The following is a 20819-nucleotide window of genomic DNA, read 5'->3' as shown; positions in this document are numbered from 1 at the left end:
CATCTCAGTCAGCACAGTAGATCAGCACGGTTTAGCACGCCCTATTGCTCAATCTCGCATCCTGCTTCGATCTCCTTGAAGCACTGGATTTTGCTAATTTCTTCCGCCGATATTGTGATCTTGGCTAGTCCGCCGAGCGCCTGTCGCCACTCCTTCGAAAGCATGACTATTTGCTCGGCGTACTTTTCAACCAAAGTCGCGGCCCTGTTCCAGACTTCATTGCCGATGGCATTCAATACGCCTTGATGATTCCCTTCAGAGCGTTCGATACCTGCAGCAACGTGGATCAACTCCGAGACCCTCTTATAATCGGCCACGTTCTCTTCGCTCCTGATGAACTCAAGCGCTTTCTCGTTGACAATCTTGCTGTCTTTTAAGGCCTCTGCCAGTACGCCGGCATAGAGAACCGTCGCCCGTCGGCGAACGTATGCGCTGACAGCGGCCAAATCGGGCAACATCGGTTCAATGGTTATGTGAGCCCCAGCATGCCGCTCGTTGTATTCAAGTTCCCCGGTTTTAAACCCAAGTACTTTTGCGACCACCATGTGGCCTGCTTCGTGTCTCAAAATGTCAATTGGCTTTCTTTCATACATACCAAAAATCCTTCCCCAGACGTGCATCATGATTGCTTCGACGCCTCGCCCTGCGCCAACGCCTTCACAGTGACCCATTGATTATCGAGCACGCGAGGGCGGAAACTCTTCATCGCCGCGATAGGCAGGTAGGCCAACACTAGAAGCAAAAGCCTTCGCCTGCTCTGGCTTCAACCAGGTCGGCGGAATGTAGATGTCTTTCCGTTCGCGGCAGTTGCGGACCATGTTGTGCATGTCCTTGAGATACCAATCCTCTCGCCGCAACTTCGGATTCATGATCTTGCGAGATGACCAAAACTCAACAGACTGCAGCAGGTCGATGGGTTGCTCCGAGACGTACCACGTGCTCGGATTATCTCCATAGGCTTGGGCACTTTCATTCAGTTCTCTGCCTTCGCTGGCGTGATAGCCCGCGTGCTCCGACCACTTGATGATCGATGGGCATTCGGCCAGACGAAAGCCAATTGCCACGCGGTTGAGTGCGATCACGTCGCTCAGATTCCCTATGGCGTGATCCTCGTACCGAAGCTCTCCCGTTTCTCTGTCGGTGAAGCAGAGCTTCGTGTTCCTGAGACAGTTCGGCACGGCGATTTCGGAGGTGAACCATGCGACTGGCGGAAAATCCTGCATTGCGCGACGGCGCAGCACGTCTGTCTTAATTACTCCGATCTGCGGGTGAAGCGGCTCAGCGCCTTTGCCTTCAACTTCGATCACGCCAGACATCCACAGCAGGTTTGTTCTAAGCGTGCTCGTATGATGATAAACGACCGGCCCTCGCATCGAGTTCTGTTGTCGCCGTCGCTTCGCTTCCCCCACAACAATGTCCTCCTATTTTGAAATGCTGATTAGTCACCGATCCGTGGCAAGCCATTTGAACGCCACCGCACCCCATCGTGCAAAGTCGATTAAAGATAACTCGGCGCGCCAGTCCTCGCGCCCCTTGCTGCCATACAGGTAGAGTTGCGGTTTGTAGTAAGCGCCGGCTTCATGAATCCGGTTTGTGGTTGAACCGGGAGCCACGACGTCAAACCGGATGTCTATTGCATGAATGATCTTGTTGCAGGCCTCGCGCAGGGTGAGAATCTCGACCTTCTCCGGATCGGTCGCCCAGTTTGGAAACAGCTTCCCGCAATCTGATCTCTGTTCATCTGTTGGGCCGCTCTGCGATTGATCGAACCAGATTCGCAAGCCAACCGCGCAAGAGATCAAGATCCGTGTCACCTCGGCCTTGAAGAAGCCACCCTGCATCATTGCGATGGCAGGCGAGGCGAGGCCGTGCGTAGCCACGTCGCGAGATGCCGAGACCATGCAAAGCAGCCGGTAGAGGTCGAGTACGAACGCCCCCCGCTCCATCGCGTGGCGTTGCTTTGTCCCAGGCAGGTAGGGCCGTTCTTCCATCGGGCCATCATAGGTGCGATTCGCGTGCGGTGCTCGCACAGCGCGCCTCGCCGGTACGTTTCCAAGGCCGCGTCGCTGTGAGACACTAGGCACGGAAACGCGCATCTCCCCGCAGTGTCAGCGGATTCTCTCTTTTGAACCCCCGTTAGACACTGAGCCTATTTCGCATGGAAATTGTTACGTTTTTTCCCCTATGTGCTTTCCCGCAAGGGGAGAAGCGGCGCCTCGCAGGTCTCTCGTGCGATTACCAGCGAGGGTGTAGGTGAAAGTGTATGTAGCAGTGAATTGGTGCAAGAAAGTGGTTGTTTTGTAAATAGATACGCATTTTTGTGGCGGACTCCCTCTCCGCCGCAATAAAACGGCTTCGAGAAAGCCCCGTAAAATTAGGTCTTACTGCACCCCAGAGGCGTCTGGTGTAGCCCCTGGGTGTAGCCCCAAGGTCGAGCTACCCTGCCATGGCGGGCAGCAAGTTTCAATGCGGAAGCGGAGCAGGTAGCGGGCTGGTGACGCAGCCCCATACCGATCCCCATGGTCGCATTCGCTTGAGTTGTCCGACCGGCATGGTCGCGGAGATTTCTCACTTCCTAGTCCATTTTCCCACGGTTCGCCTGCGTCGCGCCGAGGACCTTCAGGTGGGGCGTGCCTCCTTTCGCCCAAGATAGGCCGCAAGCATTTTCCGCGCGTCTTCGCGGCGGCTTGCCCGCCAGGCGGCATCGCCAAGGTCGCTGGCGAACATCGACGACAGTGTGTGGACGTTGGTCAGGTGGAACTGACTGAGCGCCGCGATCATCACATACAGTCTCAAGGGATCGATATCGGTGGCCAGCTTGCCCTCGGCGATGCCGCGCGCCAGCAGACGCCTGGTCATAGACAGGACAGGGGACGACATTTCATGGATGCGCGGCGACTTCTTCATGAAGCGTGCCTTCATCAAGTTCTCGGTGCGCAGTAGGCTGACTAGGTGACCGTTCCGCTCGAAGTGGCCGTTCATGAAGTCAAAAAGCTTCAGGAGACCCTCTAGAGGATCGAGATGCATGACCTCAAGCGTCAGTTCCTCTGTACGCAGCGCGCTGAGTGCGCTTTCCAGCGTCGCGACGTAGAGTTCCGATTTGCTGCCGAACAGCTCGTAGATCATTCGGGGATTGGTGCCGGCCTTCTTGACGATGCGCTCGATTCGTCCACCCGCATAGCCATGAGTGGCGAACTCGACAGTCGCGGCGCGGAGAATCTCGGCCCTGTTCTGCTCCGCGGAGCGGCGCGGTCGCCGGCGCGGTTTGGGTCGGGCATCGTTTGTGTCGAGGCGTTCGGTCATTTCGTCTTCTTGGCTATGAGCGCGAGGGACCAGGCGCGCGCGCGATCGAGGAGCACGCGATCACTGCCGGCCTCTGCGACGATCGACAAGCCGATGGGGCAAGCGTCGACCTGACCGGCCGGAAGAGTCATTTGCGGCAGACCGGCGTGGCCGGCAATCGAGCTCAGGGCTAGGGCCCGTTGATAGAAGGCTCCGACCTCTGCGCCGTTCGCATTCTTGCGGAGCGCAATCGAGGGAGCCGTCGGTATCACGAGGCCGGTCCCCCCAGCGACCCGGGCGCGGACCCGCGACCTCAAAGCGTCACGGATGGGCGCCCAGCGCGCGACGTCGGCTGGAGTCACAGCGGCCGCGTCGGCGAAGCGCGGCGCGATGTTTTCTCCGAAGGCAGGCCGGGTTGCCGTGATCCAGGGCCCCAATTGTTGCCAGATCTCGGCTCCCTGGAGCACCCGATAGCATTCGCGCCAATCGTCGGCCGGGCCGCCGAAGATCTCTTCTTCGTCATCCACGCCGAGCTTCGCGCATGCCGCGCGCAGTGCGGAAGCAACGGGGGCATCTGCCAGATCAAATGCGTCGCGGGCAATGATGAGTTTTTGTACCGGCGCCCGCGCGGAAACGGGCAATAGAACGTCGCCGACTGCGGCGAGCGTTGCGGCGTCACGTGCGAACCAACCGATCGTGTCATAGGACGGCGCGAAGGGGACGACGCCCGTCAACGCAACAGCGTCGTGAGTGGGACGGAAGCCGAACAGGCCACAGAAACTTGCGGGCACCCGAACCGATCCGCCTGTGTCGGTACCGAGCGCAAAGTCGACGAGATGGGCCGCCACGGCGGCGGCGGACCCCGATGACGAACCGCCAGGAATTCGATCCGGGCAAGCCGGGTTCAACGGCGTACCGTAATGCGCGTTGACGCCTTCGAGACTGAAGGCAAGTTCGTCCGTGACGGTCTTGCCGCGCAGCGCGGCGCCCGCGGCGAGACATTGCTCCACCGCCGGTGCCGAGTGCGCTGCCGGCAAATGCGTTCTCAGCCAATCAGGATTGCCGCCGCCGGTAACCTCGCCCGCGACGTCGATCAGGTCTTTGACCGCAAAGGTGAGGCCGCCCAGTGGCCCCGCAGACGTCGGCTCCCGGGTGATGGGCGGGCCGGGAATGAATGAACCCGTCGGAATGTCACGGTGAGGTCCGGTGGTGGATGCCGTGTTCACGTCAACCATGCTTGCCGAGCGCGCCGATGATGGCGGCCGTATTGGTGACGAAGCCAAAGCATTTCTTCACGTTCCAGATCGTCGCTTCGGTGCAGAAGTCCGGTGAGGAGGTGGCACAGCAATCCTCAACCAGGATACATCCATAACCGAGAAAGTTGGCATCGGTCAGCGAGTGCAGCACGCATTGGTCGGTATTGACGCCGGTGAACAGCACCGACTTTACGCCGAGATTGCGCAAAATGCTGTCGAGGGGCGTGTCCCAAAAACCGCTGATGCGATATTTGTCGACCTTGATGTCCTGCGCCTCCTGCGGCAGCTCGTCGACGACGGCTGCCGCCCACGAATCCTTCTCCAGCACGTGTGAACAGTTGCCAGGAAGGGGATCGCCGAGCCCGACCCCGCTCCCCTTCGGCTTGTAGAGATGGATCTGGTTCGGTGGCATGTTGGCGAGATCCGGCCGGTTGCCCCAGTTCACCCAAATCACGGGTACGCCGGCGTTGCGCAGGGCCGGCAGCAGTTGCTGCAACGGAGCGATCGGCTTGCGATCCGGGCGGTAGTCCCCGCCGATGTGATCGACCCATCCGCCCGCCGTGCAGAAATCGTTCTGCATGTCGATGACGATGATCGCGGTGCGCAGGAGATCGACAGTGACATTCTGCGGTGCGCAGGCCATCGTTACCGGAACCGGCGTCGGCTGCGGCATCGCCATGTTAACCTCTGTCTCGGTTGCCCACCACGCGAATTGCCGACCAAGGCCGAGCTGCCCGCCCAAGGCAGCCTGGGTGCGCTGTTGTTCGCTCGCCTTCATGATCACCTCCTCTGGCGTGATGGTGCATCCGCTGTCGGATGCTCGCTTGCGTGTGCCTAGAGCATGATCTTTTTGGAAAAGTGTGAAGCGGTTTTCCGAAAAGATCATGCTCAAACAAAGAGCTAAAGCGCGATGACGATTCAACCCCATCTCATCGCGCTTCAAGAGTTTGCAAGTTCGTTGCCAGCCGCGTTTTGCAAAGAAATTCAACGCCCGGTCTCAATGCCGCGCCGTCGCTGCTCATGAATCTGACAGATGCGAGCGCACATTGGATAAAAAGTAAGCATTTGTTTGTTTTCGAGGTAGGCGGCTTCGAAAACTCAAATCCGATTCAATGGCTTAGATCTTTGGCATGCCGCTTGCTGCGTAGGAGGCCGCCGGTCGAATTTCAGCTTGTGCGAGAGGTTTTCATGAAGTCACGCCGTTTGTTTCTCAAGGCAGTTCTGCTCGCCGGATCGCTGGCCGTCTCCGCGAATGCGGCTCACGCCGACGCACTCAAGGTCGGCATCCTGATTCCAGGATCGAAGTCCGACAAAGGTTGGATGGAGTCGTCCTTCGACGGTCTGACGGCCGCCCAGAAGAAGTACGGCGACAAGATCCAGGTGCAGATGATCGAGAACATCAACTACGCCGACATGGATCAGGCGCTGACCAATCTGGCCAGCAAGAATGAGCTCGTGATCGGCGTCGGCGGCCAGACCCAAGCCTCCGTCTACAAGATCGCCAAGCGATTCCCGAAGGTTCATTTCTCGATCGTCGGCGGCAATGACGGCGAGAGCGCGCCGAACGTTGCAGGCTACGACGTCAAGCAGGCCGAGATCGCTTATGTCGCAGGCGCGGCGGCGGCCATGCTGTCGAAGACCGGCGCCGTCAGCTATGTCGGCGGGCTCGAAATTCCGTCCATCGTCAATGCCGGCAAGGAATTCGGCAACGGTGCCAAATCCATCAATCCGGCGATCAAATACACCGAGAACTACACCGGCGATTTCGATGACGTCGCCAAGGCGAAGGAAGCGACGCTGGCGGCGATCGCGCAGGGGGCCGACATCCACTACCACATCCTCAACCTCGGCCTGCGCGGCATGGAGCAGGCGGCGAAGGAGAAGGGCACCCACATCATCGGCAGCTACACCGACCGATGCGGCACCGATCCGCTCTACGTCGCCTATTCGATCACCGGCACTGGTTATCAGGTGCAATATGCGATCGACGAGGCGGTCAAGGGCTCGTGGCAAGCCGGCTACAAGGAGTTCGGCCTGAAGATGGGGCCCGAAGCCTCCAGCATGGTGATCTGCGGCGCGACGCCCGAGCAGAAGGCGAAGCTCGACCAGATCATGAAGGATCTGCTCGACGGCAAGATCAAAGTGCTGAAGGGCTGAGGCTCGATGAGCACCAGCTTGCCTCGGTCGGTCGATGCCGTGGCCGAGCCGCTGCTGTCACTGTCGCAGGTGACGAAGCGGTTCGGCAACTTCGCCGCCCTGTCGGAGGTCTCGCTCGACCTCCGGGACGGCGAGGTGCATTGCATCCTCGGCGAAAACGGTGCAGGCAAGTCGACGCTGTGTAACGTGATTTTCGGCGTGCACCGGCCTGACGGCGGCGTCATGCGCTATCGGGGCGCGCCGTTTGATCCCGCCGGCCCCGCGGATGCGCTGGGTCAGGGCATCGCGATGGTGCATCAGCATTTCAGCCTGGTCGGCGACCTGAGCGTCGTCGATAACGTGTTGCTCGGGCGGGAGCGCGGTATCCTCAATCGCAAGGAGTGCGCGAGGCAGCTCGAACGGATCGCCGCCGAATACGGCCTGCCTCTCGATCCGTTCGCGAAGATCGAAGAGCTATCCGTCGGCGAGCGGCAGCGGGTCGAGATCGTTAAGTGCCTGATCCGCAATCCCCGCCTCTTCGTCCTTGACGAGCCTACGGCGGTGCTCCTGCCAGACGAGATCGCGGCTCTGCTCGACGTGTGTCGCCGCGTCGCGGCAAGCGGCCGCGCAGTGGTGCTGGTTACGCACAAACTCGCCGAGATCAAGAAGGTCGCCGATCGCGTTACCGTGCTGAGGGGCGGCCGCACGGTTGCGACCTCCGATGATCCGGCAGGCGATATCGGCGCGCTGGTCCGCGCGATGATCCAGGGTAACGTCGAGGCGCTCGATTCTTCAGCGGCGTCCATCCTCGGGCTCGAGCCCGTCACCCATGTGGGTCATGAGCCGGCCGCCAAAACCAGGATCGAGGTCCTCCAGATCGATGGGCTGAGCGTGAAGGACAGTCAGGGCGTCACGCGGCTCGACAATTTCACCCTCACGGTCGACCGCGGCGAGATCGTCGGGGTCGCCGGCGTCGAGGGCAACGGCCAGAGCGAATTGACGGCCGTGCTTTCAGGCATGATGGAGGCGACCGAGGGACGCATCCATCTCGGTGAGATCGATCTCACACGACGTTCGCCGAAGGAGATCACCGCGGCAGGCGTCGGTATCGTCCCGGAAGACCGCCATGCGGTCGGCTGCGTGCTCGGCATGAGCCTCGCCGAGAACATCTACCTCAATCGCCTCGACGAATTCACCCGCTTCGGCTTTCTCAACCGCACCGCCCTCGAGCGCGAGGCGACGTCGCTGATGCAGCGCTTCGACGTGCGAGCGCGCGGCCCCGCCGCGTTATTCTCTTCGCTCTCGGGCGGTAATCAGCAGAAGGCGGTGCTCGCGCGCGAGATGACGTTGCCGAACCTGTCCTGCCTGGTCGCAGCCCAACCGACCCGCGGTCTGGATGTCGGCGCGGTTGCCGCCGTCTACGGCCATATCCGCGACGCCTGCAAGCGAGGCATCGCAGTTCTTTTGGTTTCCTCGGAACTCGATGAACTCCTCACCGTCGCCGATCGCATCGTCGTGCTGTACCGCGGACGGGTGATGGGATCCTGTCCGGCCGATCCGAAGCGAAAAGAAGCCATCGGTGCCATGATGGCAGGACAGCCGCAATGACAGTCGTGAACCAACGGGGCTCTCTTCCTGGGTCGCCTCGCTTGTCTCTGCGCCCGTCCCTGGTTGTGCCGGTCCTCGCGGTTGCCTTTGCGGCCGTGGTCGGCCTGTCGCTGATCGCGATGATCGGGGTGTCGGTGCCGAAGGCCGTCGCGGCGTTCGTCGACGGCACCATCGGTTCGCCTTTCGCGCTTGCTGCCTCCCTCAACCGGAGTTCGGTGTTTGCGCTGGTCGGCTTCGGTTTCGTGCTGGCGAACCGCGCGAACCTGACCAATGTCGGTGGCGAGGGCCAAATCGCGGTCGGCGGCATCGCGGCCACCGCGGTCGCACTCTACGGCCACGTGAGTGGATCGCCGCTCGGCCTTGCCTTCGTCCTTCCGACGCTTGCGGCGGTGATTGCGGGTGGTCTGTGGGGCGGACTAGCGGCAGTGCTCAAGGTCAAGTCCGGCACCAACGAGGTGATCTCGACGCTCCTGCTCTCCTTCATCGGGGTTTGGCTGCTCTACTGGTCAGTGCAGTCGCCCGCGCTGCTGCGCAAGCCCATGACGAGTTCGGCAACTTTGCCGGAATCGCTCGAAATCCCGGATGCGACGCAGCTGCCGCTGCTGACCGGCGACTATTCCTTCCCGGTTCACGTCGGATTGCCGCTAACGCTAATCCTTGCAATCGTCGTTAGCGTGATCCTGTCCCGGACCACGCTGGGATTTCGCTTGCGCGCCGTCGGTCTCAATCCCGTCGCGGCCAGGCGGGCCGGGATCTCCTACGCGAAGACCGTCGTGTTCGCGCTCTCGACGGCCGGAGCGTTGGGTGGTCTGGCGGGGGCACTGATGCTGCTCGGCGAACAGTATACGCTCAAGGACGGCTTCTCCTCCGGCTACGGCTTCGACGGTCTCGTCGCCGGGCTGCTGTCGCGCGGCTCGATTCCAGGCGTGATCGCGGCGTCGCTGCTGTTCGGTTTCATGCGCTCCGGGGGTATCAACATGGAGATGGTTGCCGCGGTGCCGACCGCGCTCGTCGTTGTCATCCAGGGCCTGATCGTCATCACGCTGGCCGGCGCCAGTTTGTTCATTGAGAAATTGGAGCGGCGATGACTTCTGAGCTCTTCGCGGTTTTCCTGGGCTCGTCGATCCGGCTTGCGACGCCATTGCTTCTCGCCGGCATCGGCGAGATGGTCTCTGAGCGGGCCGGGGTGCTGAACATGAGCATTGAGGGCATGATGCTGATGTCAGCCTTTGCCGCGGCCGTCGGCTCCTGGGCAACCGGCGATCCCTTCGTGGGGCTTCTGTTCGGTATCGTCTCGGTGTTGCCGGTTGCGCTGCTTCAGGCCTTTCTGAGCAACACGCTGCGTGCCAACCAGATCGTCTCGGGCATCGGCATCAATATCCTCGTGCTCGGCGCGACCACGCTCGCCTATCGCGAGATCTTCGGCGCACGGTCTCGCGCCGAAATTCCCGGACTCGCCAAGGTAAAGCCGCCGCTGCTCGGCGACATTCCGGTGATCGGTCCGGCCGTGTTCGAACAGGTTTGGTTGCTCTACGCCGGTATAGCCTTGATCGTCATCGTCGCCCTGGTCCTTCGCTTTACGTCCGTCGGCTTGGCAATCCATGCGGCCGGGGCTGAGCCTAAGGCGGTCGACAAGTCGGGCCTGTCGATCGCGCGCATCCGCTATGCCTGTGTAGTTTTTGCCGGGTTCATGGCATCGCTTGCCGGCGCGTTTCTTTCGATCGGCGACATTCACACCTTCACCGAGGGCATGACGCGCGGCGCCGGCTATCTTGCGATCGCGTCCGTCATCTTCGGCAAATGGCGGATCGGCGGCACCTCGCTTGCCTGCCTCCTGTTCGGCGCGGCGACCGCGCTGCAGTTCCAGTTGCCCGCGCTAGGAATTGGCGTGCCAAATGCCCTTCTCATCATGCTGCCGTATCTTCTGGCACTGCTCGCAGTCGGCGGGCTCGTTGGCCGCCAGATGGCGCCTCCGTCCCTTGGTGAGCCCTACCGACGCTGAATAACTCGGATTCAATATTTGGCCACGATGACTAGAAGAGAAGGTTGCTCAACTCATTCGTCGTGCGTTCCTGTTGCAGGGCCCTTGGCGTGAAACCTAGGTGCCTTGGTACAACCTGAGGCCATCATCCGTGCAGCTGTGCCGCGAAAAATCCGGTGGCCTGGACAGGGCGCAACTCGTTCGCGTGGAATTGGGAGACCACGTAAATTCTGCGCGAATCTAGACCACGCTCAGGCCATCGATTCTTGAAAGGAAAGTTTTCAAGATCGGCGAAGCGTTGGCGCGGTGATAGCCAGCCGTCACGTCGATGGTCGGCGGTTCGCCTTCGAGGGGGCGACTCACGACCGACCATTGAAGAAAGTTCTTGGCGTCTTGCTCGCTGAACTCGGGAGCGGAGCGCTTCGGCGGCTTCGATCGCTCCTCCGTGCGCCGCGCCCCCTTCCTTCCGTTGGTCGGACGGCAGATCGGAGTGCTCGGCGAACCGTCCTCTTGAGGCAGCCGGCCGCTTGAGCACCACGCCCCGGCTTCGACATCGTCGCACGACGACGTCCGGATCGTCCGTCTCATTGGCCATGCCCTAGTGGAAGAGGTTGCTGCCGGCGCCCCAAGAGGTCGCTGCAGTTTGGGGCCTCCTTGGGGGGCGCGGTCATCCCAGGTCTCGACTTTGGCGGCCGTAGTAGGGATCGGGACGGGCAAATCAGAAAGACCTGGACCGGCCGAAGTTCGAACAAGCAAACAAGCCATCGAAGCTTCGTTCAATCCCAATCGTCTGTGTGCCGACCATAGTTGCCGAGGCAGGCAGATGAAGGTGAAGACGAGATGGACCGGTTCAAGGGAAAAATCGTAGTCGTTACCGGCGGAAGCAGCGGCATCGGTTTCGAAACCGCCAAGCTCTTCGCGAAGGAGGGAGCCTTCGTCTTCCTAACCGGACGGCGCAACCGTGAGCTCGAGGCGGCCGTCGCAGCTATCGGCGCCAATGCGCAAGGTCTCAGAGGGGACATATCGAGCCTGGCGGACCTCGATTGGCTTTTCGATGAAATAAAGGCAGAGCGAGGGCGCATCGACGTGCTTTTCGCCAACGCGGGCATAGGTGAGTTCGCGCCCCTGGGCTCGATCACCGAAGCCCATTTCGATAGGACCTTCGACATCAACGTGAAAGGAACGCTGTTCACGGTGCAGAAGGCGCTACCACTCATGAATCCAGGTGCCTCGATTATTCTGAACGCATCAGTAGCTGGAATAAAGGGATTCCTCGCGTTCAGCGTTTACGCAGCGAGCAAGGCGGCCATTCGATCGTTCGCCCGCAGTTGGAGCGTCGACCTAAGGGAGCGGGGAATCCGCGTGAATGCAGTGAGTCCGGGGACCGTGCCGACCCCGGCCTACGATAGCCTCGGACTCACGAAGGAGCAGATGACCGGTTTCCTGCAGGCGCAAGCGGCCGCGACGCCGGCTGGCCGGGTCGGGCGGCCGGAGGAGGTTGCGGAGGTCGTCGCGTTCCTGGCCTCGGACGCGAGCAGCTTCATGAACGGGGCGGAAGTATTCGTCGACGGCGGGTTCGCGCAGATCTGAACGTGAAGCGTATCGATTCGAGGACGATCACAGGGAGCCGCAATGCCTGATCACAACGAAGATTACGTCAACTCGCGCCGTCTGCTCGGTCGTAGGGATTTCCTTGCAGTCGCATCGGGCGGCGTCGCCAGCGCAGCCGCACTCGGTCAGGCATCCGCGGAGTCTCTCGACGAAGTTCCGGCTCGCGAGCCGGGGGCCGATCTGAGCGCCCTGAGCGCGCGGTCCAAGTACGTGCAGATCGGTCGGATTCCTGAGGCTGGCCCGGGGCGGCTCAAAGTCGATCCTGCCGACGCTATCAACTCGAAGTCGCCGCTTCAGAAGCTCGTCGGCAGCATCACTCCGTCGGATCTGCACTACGAGCGCAGCCACTCCGGCGTTCCCGACCTCGATCCCGCCAAACATCGGCTTCTGGTCCACGGCATGGTGCGCAAGGAGCTGGTGTTTACGGTCGATGATCTCAGGGCGATGCCGTCCGTGTCGCGTATCGCCTTCCTGGAATGCACCGGCAACGGCTGGGAGAACTGGAAGAAGGCCGATCCCAACGTCACGGAACACGCATGGCTTGGTGAGCACGAACGAATGGACGGGGGCGCCGCTGAAGCTGATCGTCGAACTCGTCGGAAAGGATCCCGCATCGACCTGGATGCTCGCGGAGGGAGGTGACGCCGCCGGCGTCGCTCGAAGCGTCCCCCTGACCCAGGAGATCGTAGATGAGGCTATCATCGCCTACGGCCAGAACGGCGAGCCTCTCAGGCCCGCGCACGGATTTCCGATCCGGCTGATCCTACCCGGCTTCGAGGGTAATCTGAACATCAAGTGGCTACGCCGGCTGAAATTCGGCGACCAGCCGTGGATGACCAGATGGGAGACCGCTCGGTACACCCAGCTGCTCGCGAACGGTAAAGCTAGGCAATTCCAGCTCCGGATGGAGACAAATTCGGTGATCACCAGTCCGTCCGGCACGATGGAGATCAAGCCGGGCTACAATCGCATTTCGGGCGTGGCTTGGAGCGGACACGGAAAGATCGCGAGGGTCGAAGTCAGCACAGACGGGGCCCGGACCTGGAAAAATGCGGCCTTGAACGAGCCGGTTCTTTCGAAAGCCCAGACCTGCTTCCAGATGGATTGGACTTGGGACGGCAAGCCGACGAAGATCGTCAGTCGTTCGACCGACGAGAACGGCAACGTCCAGCCCGACCGCAACGCGTTCATCGCATCGATGGGTACCAACGCTCTCTTTCACTACAACGCGCAGCAGACCTGGAGCATCGATGAGACCGGGAGGGTCCGCAATGTCCTGGCGTAGGCGCGCGCTTCCGATCACGATGATCGCCTTGTCGGCGATCCGCCCGACGGCAGCGAGCGATTTCGGAAGGCCGGCCAGCCCGGACGAGATAGCTCTCTGGGTCCGGAGATATCGAGCATCGCATCACCGACGCCGGGCGGGCGGCGGCTACCGCGTGAACCGCAGATCGACGAGCGGCGGGCAGATCGGAGGAACGATAGCCTTGCCACCCTATTGAACTGCAGGGACCGTCGCCCGCCGTTGAACTACGGCGCCTGTCGCGGATAGCCAAAGGTCTCACGACCCGCTATTCAGAACTAGCGCGCGCGAGGATAGCCAAAGGCGGCGGCCTCCTCCGGGCGTCGGAGTCGAACCGTCCTCTGCGGCGCCCGCGATGTTGCCTTCGAGGCCAGACGCATGGAGTCCCTAAACGATCGTCCGATGTGTCCGGTGTGCAAGCACGCGCTCGCGCTGTCGCGGATCTCATCCGGCGAGCGAGGATTCGAGGAGCGCACGTTTGAGTGCTCTACCTGCGGCAGGACGGAAAAGGTTACGATCGAGGTCGATCCAATGAAATCGGATGCGGTGGGCTGGCTCGCCCGCGAGCGTCGGCCGCCGCGCTGACGCGACCCGATCGGTGCCGCCGCGGCCAATGCTCGATGCCGATGATCATCCTTGTCGCGTCACGGCAGAGGTTGTCGGCGTCATCGATGAAGGCAGCTTTGGAAGCGCTGGAGTTCAGAAGCCAACTTGTTCTGCTGCGCGCCATCGCTCAGTTTTCGACTTGATCCATCACGTCGCGCACCTTGGCGGCCAGTTCATTGAAGCTCTCGACCGACCGCGTCGACGCCTTCTCGACCGATGACATTCTGTTGTTCGGGTTGCGCGGCAAGGCTCCGAACCCATCCGATTATAGTGTCGTGGGTACGCCCTTGTCCTATGACAGCTACGGCCTGCTGGTGCAGAAGAACAGCACGGTGTTCCTGTCTCTCGTCAACGCGACGCTGTCTCGCATGGCGCGCGACGGTCGGCTGCAGAAGCTCTACGCCAAGTGGTTCACGCCGGTCGATGTCCCACTTTCGCTCGTTCTTGAGACCGTCTTCAAAGTCATCGCGATCCCTGAGTGATCACCTGGGAGAGGCCGATTCAACTGCCTAAGAGGGCGTCGCGATGAACTACTCCTGGAATTGGGCCGTCCTGGTCCAAGACCCCTACGTGCAATGGCTGGTCTGGGGCACCGAAATGACCATGGCCATCTCGATCGCCGCTCTGATCATTGCCCTGGTCATCGGCACGGCAATCGGCGTGCTCCACAGCTCGGACGATCGGATCGTCCGCTCTGTAATGGGCGCCTATATCAGCGTCTTTCGGAACGTGCCGTTGCTGCTGCAGATGTTTCTCTGGTTCTTTGTGGTGCCGGAGATCTTGCCGGGCGGCGCAGGTCGTTGGTTGAAGCGCGATCTGCCTTATCCGGAGATCGTCACCTCAATTATTGCACTCGGGCTATTCACGAGTTCCCGCATCGCCGTACAGATCAGCGCTGGCATCGATGCGGTGCCGCGGGGACAGCGAATGGCGGCGAGGGCGAGCGGCCTCTCGATGCTGCAGGTCTATCGCTTGGTCCTGTTGCCGCAGGCGGTGCGGATCATTGTTCCGCCGTTGACCTCTGAAATCCTGACGATCTTCAAGAACTCCTCGATCGCGCTCACGATCGGCGTCTACGAGCTCACGGCGCAGACTCAACAGATCCAGAGCATGACCTACCAGGGCTTTGAAGCGTTCACGGCCGCGACGGTAATCTACGTGACGATCGCGCTGCTGGTCACGCTGCTCATGCGCGGTGTCGAGCGCTGGACTGCGCTTCCCGGCACGGTCTCGGGAGGTGTTAGTGTCCAGTTTTGACCTCTCGGCGATCTCGAACTCGCTGCCATTTCTGCTGGAGGGGTTGGCTCTCAGCCTCATGCTGACTGCCGTCGCCATGGCAGGCGGACTGATCCTCGGACTGCTCATTGCCATCCTGCGATTGTCACGTCTGCGTCTGATTGCCGGACTGGCAGCGCTCTACGTGAACGGCTTCCGAGCTGTTCCGCTTATCCTGGTGATCTTCTGGTTTTATTTCCTGGTCCCGCTGGCACTGGGGCGACCGGTGGGTGCGCTCTACTCAGTATTGGTCGCGTTCGTCATGTTCGAGGGCGCATACTATTCCGAGATAATGAGGGCCGGATTGCAGAGCGTGCGGTCCGGCCAGTGGCAGGCCGCCAAGGCGTCGGGTCTTAGCTATTTGCAGACTGTCAGGCTAGTCGCGTTGCCACAGGCCCTCCGGAAGATGGCTCCTCTAATGGTGACACAAGGGGTGATCCTCTTTCAGGACACTGCATTGGTCTACGTCGTGTCGCTGAACGACTTCATGACGTCAGTCACAATCGTTGCGAACAATACCAACAGGCCCGTCGAGATGTATGTCTTCGCGGCGCTGGTCTACCTGCTCATCTGCCTGACCGGAAATGCCGTCGCTTCGTCGCTGAAGCACGTGCGGGCGATCGCCTGATGGACGCGCGACAGGCAGGTATCTCCTCATCATGGATGTGCTGATGACCAAAACCGAAATGATCAAGGTGGACAAGCTCTCCAAGAGCTTCGGTCAACTGCAGGTCCTCAAGGACTGTAGCCTCACGGTTCGGCAGGGTGAGGTCGTCGTCATCTGCGGGCCATCCGGCTCCGGCAAGAGCACCTTCGTCAAGTGCATCAACGGCATTGAGGAGTTTCAAGACGGCCAAGTGACAATCGATGGCGTCAGCCTCGGCTTTCGCGGCCGCGAAGCCGCCAAGATGCGCGCGCGGATCGGCATGGTGTTTCAGCACTTCGAGCTCTATCCGCATCTCACAGTCCTTGAAAACATCTGTCTGGCGCCGATCCATGTTCTGAAGCGAACTCGGGACGAAGCCGAGGCCAGGGCGCGAAAGCTCTTGAACAGGGTCGGGCTGGCCGACAAGGAGAGCGTCTATCCGGCCCAACTCTCCGGTGGCCAGCAGCAGCGGATCGCGATCGTGCGCGCGCTCGCCATGGATCCGGTCGCCATGCTGTTCGACGAGCCAACCTCGGCCCTGGATCCCGAAATGATCGGGGAGGTTCTCGCCGTCATGCTCGAGCTCGCCCGCGAGGGCATGACGATGATCGTCGTGACGCACGAGATGGGCTTCGCCAAGGCGGCCGCCGACCGCATGGTGTTCATGGACAAGGGCTCGATCATCGAAATCGGCGAGACCAAGCGCTTCTTCGAAGCTCCGAACTCCGAACGCGCAAGGCTTTTCCTCTCACGTATCCTGGCCCACTGACATGATCTCTTTGCCTATTCCTTCTCCGGAAGACGTTCTCGATGCTCGCCGTATCCTTGCGGGTGTTGCCGTCAAGACGCCGGTCCTGCGCTCCGAACGGCTGGACCGGCTGACCGGAGCTTCCGTCTATATCAAATGCGAGAACCTGCAGCGGACCGGCGCCTTCAAATTCAGGGGCGCTTACAATTGCCTGTCGCGCCTCGATCGACAGGCGTATCCGGGCGGCGTCGTCGCGTACTCCACCGGTAATCATGGCCAGGCAATCGCGACCGTGGGCAGGATGCTGAACCTGCCCGCCACCATCGTGATGCCGGAGTGATGCACCGGCCGTGAAGATCGCGAAGGCTCGGGAGAACTGCGCAGAGATCGTGCTCTACGATCGCACTCGCCAATCGCGCGAGGAGATTGCGGCGCAGATCGCCGCGCACTCGCCTGTGGCGGTAATCCCACCCGGCGACAATCCTTTCGTCATCGCAGGCCAGGGGACGGCGGTCGCCGAAAGTCTCGAGGAGATCGGCGTCGGCGAGGTGGCGACGGTTCTCGTGCCCTGCGGCGGCGGCGGACTTGCTGCCGGAACGTGCCTTGCCACTGAAGCGATGCGTTCGACGGCTGAGGTTTGGGCCGTGGAGCCCGAGGCGTTCGACGATACGCGGCGTTCGCTTGCGAGCAGACACAGAGAGGTCAATGCAGGCTTATCCGGTTCGCTCTGCGATGCGCTGCTCGCACCGACTCCGGCCGAGCTGCCGTTCTCGATCAACCGCAAGCGCCTTTCTCGGGTTCTGGCCGTCTCGGATCAGGACGTGCTGTGGGCAATCCGGTTTGCCTACGACGAGCTGCGGCTGGTCACGGAGCCGGGAGGTGTCATCGCGCTAGCGGCTCTGATGCGCAATCCGGAATTCTTCCGGGGTAGAGGCACCCTCGTCGTTGTGTCCGGCGGCAATATTGATCCCGCCATATTCAAGCAGGCCCTGGACCTCGAGACAGGTCTCGGATCTGCCGGATGCGCCGCCTAGCAATTTGCCAGAGGACAAGAAGAAAGAAGCGATGATGCTGACCAAGAACGACCGGTTTGCCGCGCTGGCGACCGACAATGCTCCAGGCCAGGAGGTGCGTCAGGCCGCCGGCGATGTCGGCAACATGATGCGGGGCGAGGTGCTCCCGGGCCGATTGGTGGACTTCTCGCATGGGGACGTCGACGCCTTTTCGCCTGCTCCGGGCAGCTTCGAACGTTTTGCTGAAGCCGTGGACGCCGGCGCACGACAGGCTTACACGGAATACCGCGGCTCGGCCGACATCCGCGCCGAGCTTGCCATTAAGCTCGCCGCTTTCACGGGCGCTCCGGTGTCCGCCGAGCAGGGGACGATCTTAACGCCGGGGACGCAGGGCGCGTTATTCCTTGCGGTTGCATCCTTGGTTGACCAGGGCGACAAGGTGGCCATCGTCCAGCCTGACTATTTCGCCAATCGCAAGCTTGTGCAGTTCTTCGGAGGCGAGGTAGTGCCTGTAGCCATGAACTACATGGCCCGCACGGCGGAAGCCGGTCTCGATCTCGACCAGCTTCGGGCGGCTTTTGAGGCGGGAGCGAGGCTGTTCCTGTTCTCAAATCCCAACAATCCGACCGGTGCCATCTATTCCGAACGAGAGATTGCCGCGATCGCCGAATTGGCGGCCGCGTTCCACGTCACGATCATCGCCGACCAGCTCTACTCACGACTGCTCTATGAGGGTGAGATCTATACGCATATTCGTGCCCGCCTGCCGGAGGAGCGCGTCATCACCATCATGGGGCCGTCGAAGACGGAGTCGCTGAGCGGCTATAGGCTCGGGGTCGCATTCGGTTCTGCTCCCATCGTCGAGCGAATGGAGAAGCTGCAGGCTATCGCCTCGCTGCGCGCTGCCGGCTACAACCAAGCTGTCCTTCGCACGTGGTTCAGCGAACCGGTCGGATGGATGGAGGATCGTATCCGGCTGCACCAGGCAATACGTGACGAACTGCTCGGCGTCTTTCGCGAAGCCGCGTTGCCGACACGAACGGCGCAGGCAGGAAGCTATCTCTTTCCAAGATTGCCCGAACTCGCCCTTGGTCAGCACGATTTCATACGGCTGCTGCGACATCAGGCGAAGGTCATCGTCACGCCCGGCTCCGAGTTCGGACGCACCCCGACAGCATTCGGCTGAATTTCTCTCAGGACCATGTCGCGGCTGTCGCTGCTGCGCGCCGTCTCGTAGAGATGGTCAACCGTTATCGCAGGTGACAGTTGATGCGAAGTCGAGCGGCCGTTCCACCCGCGCAGGGACACTACGTTCCAGCCAAACGCCATGGCGATCTGATTTTCGTCTCGGGCATGACGCCGAGGAAGAACGGCAAACTTCTCTACAGAGGTCAAGTGGCGCTGGAAGGGCCGGGCGAGGACTTTCGCGCCGCGACGGAGCTTGCTGCCCAGAACGCATTGGATGCTGCGCAGACTCAACTGGAACCAGATGAGCAGCTCGCCGGAGCTATTAACCTGACGGTGTACGTGAACGCGCCGCCAGGTTACACGCATCACTCTCAGATTGCCGACTTCGCCTCTCGGCACATTGAGAGATCCATCGGCGGTTCGCTTCCTAGCCGAGTCGCGATCGGGGTTTCCTCATTGCCAGGCGGGGCCTTGGTAGAGGTCTCGCTCGTCGCTTCGGTGAAGCGGTGACCGATGCGACAGGCGCTAACGCACAATATGTTGGTCGTCCCCTCGATTGCCCTGCCGCTGCCATGAAGGAAAGCTGTTGGTATCACGGGGCCGAACGCCAGCGCTCTTCGGGCATGTATCTACAACGCCGGTCTCCAGGCCGGGTCGTCAGCGTTACGGCGGACCGAAAACAGTTGAAGCGCGTCGCCGGGCGCTGTCATCTTCACTGGCATCGATTGTCCAGCGCGCCCCCTAGACCTCGGGCGGGCATTCGGGGCAGGTGTCGCCTATCGAATCCAGGACCTCGGTAACAGCGAGGGCGGCCGCCTCGCGCGAAAGGTCAAGTGGCAACTCGTGGCGGGCGATTTCGAACGCCCGCTCCCGGGCGTGCGGATCCGCGCGGTCTTGCATCCAGCCGTGGTACTCGCACTCGCGAATCGCGCCTGCCTCCTGCAGTACCGCTATGGCCCATCCGCGCACCGTGCGGATCGCCGTCCGTTTCTCCTTGGTCATCAGCATCGAGATCGCTCCTCCGCGAGGGGCGAATCCTTGCGGCCCTCGAGTCGTTCCGGCTGCTAACACAGGGCAGGGATTCCAAATCGTCCGAGTGGGTGCTTTTCCACGTGTTCCGCCGCCCCTGTGCAAAAGCCGCCTACGCGGCGATCTTGTCTTCTTTGTCTTCCCCACGCATGACGATCTTCAGCGCATGATCGGGCAAAGGGCGCTGCAGCGCCTTGGCCTCATCCCAGGGAGCGTGCATCCAGACGTTACGTTCTTCCTCGGTGGTCAGGATCACCGGCATGGCCTTCGAGTGGATCGGCTCGACGACGGCGTTCGGCGATGTCGTGAGGAACCCGTAGACCAGGTGAGGGCCCGGGATCGGCTTCGACTTGGTGCCGCGGTCCCCCCTGAACTCGGTCCAGATGCCGGCGAAGCAGAACAGCGGCCGGCTTTTCTCGAGCGCAAACCAAACGACGTCCTTCTTCTTCGTCTCCGGATTTGGCTCGGGGGCGTACTCGGCGAAACTGTTCGCCGGCACGAGGCAGCGGCTCTCCGGCTTCAGCCAGCCGCGCCAATGCGGCGAGGACGTATTGCGGATGTTCGTGACCGGCGGCCCGCCGGTCTTGGGTGGGGGCGGCATGCCCCAGCGCATCAGCACCATCTCTTCAGCGTCGGCGACATTGCGGATCACCGGTGCCGGATAGTCCGGAAACACACCGGGCATGGGCGCCAGATTGCCGACATAGCGGTTCATGCGCCTGAACAGACCGGCGATCGCGGCCTGATTAGTCGTGATCGAATAGAGATTGCACATTCAGCCTTCGCTCTTGGTCATGCATCAATTCAGTCGCCCATGTCGTCGCCTGATCCCTTCACGAAGGAATACCAGTCCGGATCGTTCATCGCCGCCTCACGCGCGCCAACTATCCCGTGTAGGTCCGAAAGCGTCCGCGCGTGTAGGCGTGCGAGACAGCCTTCTTCAACTCCGAGATCTCAATTCGAGGAAATTGTTCGCGACGATCAACGCGCGAACAGCTGCGCGCATATCGCCGTCACAGACGGCGATCGCCTGCTCGACGGCCGCGTCCAGCCCCTCGTCGCGTTCGCTCGGCTTCGAGACCGACGACATGGCGTTGTTCCAGGTTGACCGTACATGGAGTATGTTCTTATTTTGTT

23 protein-coding genes and 1 pseudogene are annotated in these 20819 nt (G+C 61.4%); 15 read left to right on the top strand and 9 right to left on the bottom strand.

The window, feature by feature from the left end; translation table 11 throughout:
• Positions 1-41: 41 nt before the first annotated feature.
• The 6 genes from YY7_RS0137695 to YY7_RS0137670 form a co-directional block, all read right to left on the bottom strand.
• Positions 42-623, bottom strand: coding sequence for a hypothetical protein (locus tag YY7_RS0137695; RefSeq protein ID WP_155255487.1), 582 nt, complete (start codon positions 621-623; stop codon positions 42-44).
• 51 nt (positions 624-674) lie between these two features.
• Positions 675-1307: a hypothetical protein gene (locus YY7_RS0137690; protein WP_155255486.1), complete on the bottom strand. Its 633-nt coding sequence runs from the start codon at positions 1305-1307 to the stop codon at positions 675-677.
• A gap of 135 nt (positions 1308-1442) precedes the next feature.
• A complete protein-coding gene (locus YY7_RS0137685) occupies positions 1443-1991 on the bottom strand; it encodes a hypothetical protein (RefSeq protein ID WP_028167710.1) in 549 nt (182 codons plus the stop codon).
• A 628-nt stretch (positions 1992-2619) separates the two neighbouring features.
• Positions 2620-3303: a TetR/AcrR family transcriptional regulator gene (locus YY7_RS0137680; RefSeq protein ID WP_028167709.1), complete on the bottom strand. Its 684-nt coding sequence runs from the start codon at positions 3301-3303 to the stop codon at positions 2620-2622.
• The gene (locus tag YY7_RS0137675) at positions 3300-4508 is read right to left on the bottom strand and encodes an amidase (protein WP_245287544.1); all 1209 of its coding nucleotides are present in this window, start codon (positions 4506-4508) and stop codon (positions 3300-3302) included. Before YY7_RS0137675 ends, YY7_RS0137680 begins: the two co-directional genes overlap by 4 nt.
• Position 4509: 1 nt before the next feature.
• Positions 4510-5481 (bottom strand): cysteine hydrolase, encoded by a 972-nt coding sequence (locus YY7_RS0137670; RefSeq protein ID WP_245287543.1) that lies wholly within the window; start codon positions 5479-5481, stop codon positions 4510-4512.
• 245 nt (positions 5482-5726) lie between these two features.
• On the opposite strand from YY7_RS0137670, the gene YY7_RS0137665 reads away from it, so the two are divergent.
• The 15 genes and pseudogenes from YY7_RS0137665 (at position 5727) to YY7_RS0137590 (ending at position 19163) form a co-directional block, all read left to right on the top strand.
• Positions 5727-6695 carry a BMP family protein gene (locus tag YY7_RS0137665; protein ID WP_028167706.1) on the top strand — a complete coding sequence of 323 codons (969 nt, stop codon included), beginning with the start codon at positions 5727-5729 and terminating at the stop codon, positions 6693-6695.
• A 6-nt stretch (positions 6696-6701) separates the two neighbouring features.
• Positions 6702-8282: an ABC transporter ATP-binding protein gene (locus tag YY7_RS0137660; RefSeq protein ID WP_028167705.1), complete on the top strand. Its 1581-nt coding sequence runs from the start codon at positions 6702-6704 to the stop codon at positions 8280-8282.
• A 41-nt stretch (positions 8283-8323) separates the two neighbouring features.
• Complete coding sequence (locus tag YY7_RS0137655; RefSeq protein WP_245287542.1) at positions 8324-9370, top strand: ABC transporter permease; 1047 nt, start codon at positions 8324-8326, stop codon at positions 9368-9370.
• A complete protein-coding gene (locus tag YY7_RS0137650; RefSeq protein ID WP_028167703.1) occupies positions 9367-10284 on the top strand; it encodes an ABC transporter permease in 918 nt (305 codons plus the stop codon). Before YY7_RS0137655 ends, YY7_RS0137650 begins: the two co-directional genes overlap by 4 nt.
• 819 nt (positions 10285-11103) lie before the next feature.
• Positions 11104-11853, top strand: coding sequence for an SDR family oxidoreductase (locus YY7_RS0137640; RefSeq protein ID WP_028167701.1), 750 nt, complete (start codon positions 11104-11106; stop codon positions 11851-11853).
• A gap of 42 nt (positions 11854-11895) precedes the next feature.
• Positions 11896-12658 (top strand): annotated as a pseudogene (locus YY7_RS63785) (molybdopterin-dependent oxidoreductase); the annotation flags it as partial.
• A gap of 48 nt (positions 12659-12706) precedes the next feature.
• Positions 12707-13159: a hypothetical protein gene (locus YY7_RS65290; RefSeq protein WP_433994554.1), complete on the top strand. Its 453-nt coding sequence runs from the start codon at positions 12707-12709 to the stop codon at positions 13157-13159.
• An 800-nt stretch (positions 13160-13959) separates the two neighbouring features.
• The gene (locus YY7_RS0137620; RefSeq protein ID WP_028167699.1) at positions 13960-14265 is read left to right on the top strand and encodes a transporter substrate-binding domain-containing protein; all 306 of its coding nucleotides are present in this window, start codon (positions 13960-13962) and stop codon (positions 14263-14265) included.
• A 43-nt stretch (positions 14266-14308) separates the two neighbouring features.
• Positions 14309-15040: an amino acid ABC transporter permease gene (locus YY7_RS0137615; protein ID WP_028167698.1), complete on the top strand. Its 732-nt coding sequence runs from the start codon at positions 14309-14311 to the stop codon at positions 15038-15040.
• Positions 15027-15686: an amino acid ABC transporter permease gene (locus tag YY7_RS0137610; protein ID WP_028167697.1), complete on the top strand. Its 660-nt coding sequence runs from the start codon at positions 15027-15029 to the stop codon at positions 15684-15686. The genes YY7_RS0137615 and YY7_RS0137610 overlap by 14 nt, the downstream gene beginning before the upstream one ends.
• A 43-nt stretch (positions 15687-15729) precedes the next feature.
• Positions 15730-16473: an amino acid ABC transporter ATP-binding protein gene (locus YY7_RS0137605; protein WP_028167696.1), complete on the top strand. Its 744-nt coding sequence runs from the start codon at positions 15730-15732 to the stop codon at positions 16471-16473.
• A 1-nt stretch (position 16474) separates the two neighbouring features.
• Complete coding sequence (locus YY7_RS63775) at positions 16475-16792, top strand: pyridoxal-phosphate dependent enzyme (RefSeq protein WP_245287540.1); 318 nt, start codon at positions 16475-16477, stop codon at positions 16790-16792.
• A 10-nt stretch (positions 16793-16802) separates the two neighbouring features.
• Positions 16803-17486: a threonine ammonia-lyase gene (locus tag YY7_RS54065; RefSeq protein WP_245287539.1), complete on the top strand. Its 684-nt coding sequence runs from the start codon at positions 16803-16805 to the stop codon at positions 17484-17486.
• A 31-nt stretch (positions 17487-17517) separates the two neighbouring features.
• Complete coding sequence (locus YY7_RS54060; RefSeq protein ID WP_245287538.1) at positions 17518-18651, top strand: pyridoxal phosphate-dependent aminotransferase; 1134 nt, start codon at positions 17518-17520, stop codon at positions 18649-18651.
• 83 nt (positions 18652-18734) lie between these two features.
• Entirely contained in the window at positions 18735-19163 is a 429-nt protein-coding gene (locus YY7_RS0137590) for a RidA family protein (protein ID WP_028167695.1), read from the top strand.
• A 231-nt stretch (positions 19164-19394) separates the two neighbouring features.
• Here YY7_RS0137590 and YY7_RS0137585 read toward each other — a convergent pair whose 3' ends face one another.
• From YY7_RS0137585 to YY7_RS54055, 3 genes are all read right to left on the bottom strand, one after another.
• A complete protein-coding gene (locus YY7_RS0137585) occupies positions 19395-19661 on the bottom strand; it encodes a hypothetical protein (RefSeq protein ID WP_028167694.1) in 267 nt (88 codons plus the stop codon).
• Positions 19662-19794: 133 nt separating this feature from the next.
• Positions 19795-20457: an SOS response-associated peptidase gene (locus YY7_RS0137580; protein ID WP_028167693.1), complete on the bottom strand. Its 663-nt coding sequence runs from the start codon at positions 20455-20457 to the stop codon at positions 19795-19797.
• Between the two features lie 165 nt (positions 20458-20622).
• Entirely contained in the window at positions 20623-20772 is a 150-nt protein-coding gene (locus tag YY7_RS54055) for a hypothetical protein (RefSeq protein ID WP_433994553.1), read from the bottom strand.
• Positions 20773-20819 lie beyond the last annotated feature (47 nt).

Source organism: Bradyrhizobium elkanii WSM2783 (assembly GCF_000472865.1).
Classification (GTDB): domain Bacteria; phylum Pseudomonadota; class Alphaproteobacteria; order Rhizobiales; family Xanthobacteraceae; genus Bradyrhizobium; species Bradyrhizobium elkanii_A.
This window is presented reverse-complemented; position numbering and strand designations above follow the sequence as displayed.

Bases quoted from the DNA above. Each gene is read 5' to 3' on its own strand.
- YY7_RS0137695 (WP_155255487.1), bottom strand. From the start codon at position 623: ATGATGCACGTCTGGGGAAGGATTTTTGGTATGTATGAAAGAAAGCCA.
- YY7_RS0137685 (WP_028167710.1), bottom strand. From the start codon at position 1,991: ATGGAAGAACGGCCCTACCTGCCTGGGACAAAGCAACGCCACGCGATG.
- YY7_RS0137680 (WP_028167709.1), bottom strand. From the start codon at position 3,303: ATGACCGAACGCCTCGACACAAACGATGCCCGACCCAAACCGCGCCGG.
- YY7_RS0137665 (WP_028167706.1), top strand. From the start codon at position 5,727: ATGAAGTCACGCCGTTTGTTTCTCAAGGCAGTTCTGCTCGCCGGATCG.
- YY7_RS0137660 (WP_028167705.1), top strand. From the start codon at position 6,702: ATGAGCACCAGCTTGCCTCGGTCGGTCGATGCCGTGGCCGAGCCGCTG.
- YY7_RS0137650 (WP_028167703.1), top strand. From the start codon at position 9,367: ATGACTTCTGAGCTCTTCGCGGTTTTCCTGGGCTCGTCGATCCGGCTT.
- YY7_RS0137640 (WP_028167701.1), top strand. From the start codon at position 11,104: ATGGACCGGTTCAAGGGAAAAATCGTAGTCGTTACCGGCGGAAGCAGC.
- YY7_RS65290 (WP_433994554.1), top strand. From the start codon at position 12,707: ATGACCAGATGGGAGACCGCTCGGTACACCCAGCTGCTCGCGAACGGT.
- YY7_RS0137615 (WP_028167698.1), top strand. From the start codon at position 14,309: ATGAACTACTCCTGGAATTGGGCCGTCCTGGTCCAAGACCCCTACGTG.
- YY7_RS0137605 (WP_028167696.1), top strand. From the start codon at position 15,730: ATGACCAAAACCGAAATGATCAAGGTGGACAAGCTCTCCAAGAGCTTC.
- YY7_RS63775 (WP_245287540.1), top strand. From the start codon at position 16,475: ATGATCTCTTTGCCTATTCCTTCTCCGGAAGACGTTCTCGATGCTCGC.
- YY7_RS54060 (WP_245287538.1), top strand. From the start codon at position 17,518: ATGATGCTGACCAAGAACGACCGGTTTGCCGCGCTGGCGACCGACAAT.
- YY7_RS0137590 (WP_028167695.1), top strand. From the start codon at position 18,735: ATGCGAAGTCGAGCGGCCGTTCCACCCGCGCAGGGACACTACGTTCCA.
- YY7_RS0137585 (WP_028167694.1), bottom strand. From the start codon at position 19,661: ATGCTGATGACCAAGGAGAAACGGACGGCGATCCGCACGGTGCGCGGA.
- YY7_RS0137580 (WP_028167693.1), bottom strand. From the start codon at position 20,457: ATGTGCAATCTCTATTCGATCACGACTAATCAGGCCGCGATCGCCGGT.
- YY7_RS54055 (WP_433994553.1), bottom strand. From the start codon at position 20,772: ATGTCGTCGGTCTCGAAGCCGAGCGAACGCGACGAGGGGCTGGACGCG.